Raw genomic sequence first — 1,442 nt, 5'->3', positions numbered from 1 at the left:
GGAAAGCTGTTTCTTAATTCTCGTTCTTACACATTCAATGTTCTTTCATTGAGTCCATCAAAACCCCTTGGGTGTTGTATGGTTAAGCCTCACGGGCAATTAGTACAGGTTAGCTCAACGCCTCACAACGCTTACACACCCTGCCTATCAACGTCGTAGTCTACGACAACCCTTTAGGATACTTAAAGTATCAGGGAGAACTCATCTCAAGGCTCGCTTCCCGCTTAGATGCTTTCAGCGGTTATCGATCCCGAACTTAGCTACCGGGCAATGCGTCTGGCGACACAACCCGAACACCAGAGGTTCGTCCACTCCGGTCCTCTCGTACTAGGAGCAGCCCCTTTCAATTCTCCAACGCCCACGGCAGATAGGGACCGAACTGTCTCACGACGTTCTAAACCCAGCTCGCGTACCACTTTAAATGGCGAACAGCCATACCCTTGGGACCGACTTCAGCCCCAGGATGTGATGAGCCGACATCGAGGTGCCAAACACCGCCGTCGATATGAACTCTTGGGCGGTATCAGCCTGTTATCCCCGGAGTACCTTTTATCCGTTGAGCGATGGCCCTTCCATTCAGAACCACCGGATCACTATGACCTGCTTTCGCACCTGCTCGAATTGTCATTCTCGCAGTCAAGCGGGCTTATGCCATTGCACTAACCTCACGATGTCCAACCGTGATTAGCCCACCTTCGTGCTCCTCCGTTACGCTTTGGGAGGAGACCGCCCCAGTCAAACTACCCACCAGGCACTGTCCGCAACCCCGATAAGGGGTCGACGTTAGAACATCAACACTACAAGGGTGGTATTTCAAGGACGGCTCCACGCAATCTAGCGACTGCGCTTCAAAGCCTCCCACCTATCCTACACATGTAGGGTCAATGTTCAGTGCCAAGCTGTAGTAAAGGTTCACGGGGTCTTTCCGTCTAGCCGCGGGTACACTGCATCTTCACAGCGATTTCAATTTCACTGAGTCTCGGGTGGAGACAGCGTGGCCATCATTACGCCATTCGTGCAGGTCGGAACTTACCCGACAAGGAATTTCGCTACCTTAGGACCGTTATAGTTACGGCCGCCGTTTACCGGGGCTTCGATCAAGAGCTTCGACCGAAGTCTAACCCCATCAATTAACCTTCCGGCACCGGGCAGGCGTCACACCGTATACGTCATCTTGCGATTTTGCACAGTGCTGTGTTTTTAATAAACAGTTGCAGCCACCTGGTATCTGCGACTCTCAATAGCTCCATCCGCGAGGGACTTCACCGTCGAGAGCGTACCTTCTCCCGAAGTTACGGTACCATTTTGCCTAGTTCCTTCACCCGAGTTCTCTCAAGCGCCTTGGTATTCTCTACCCGACCACCTGTGTCGGTTTGGGGTACGATTCCTTACAATCTGAAGCTTAGAGGCTTTTCCTGGAAGCATGGCATCAATGACTTCAC

Annotated in this window: 1 rRNA gene (cut by a window edge); it reads right to left on the bottom strand. The window is 52.1% G+C overall.

What is annotated here, in order from left to right:
• Nucleotides 1–78: 78 nt before the first annotated feature.
• Nucleotides 79–1,442: ribosomal RNA gene (locus L3V27_RS23260) — 23S ribosomal RNA — on the bottom strand (its annotated part continues 1,246 nt past the right edge of the window); the annotation flags it as partial.

The organism is Vibrio sp. J2-3(2022) (assembly GCF_021725735.1).
In the GTDB taxonomy this organism is placed as follows: domain Bacteria; phylum Pseudomonadota; class Gammaproteobacteria; order Enterobacterales; family Vibrionaceae; genus Vibrio; species Vibrio diabolicus.
This window is presented reverse-complemented; position numbering and strand designations above follow the sequence as displayed.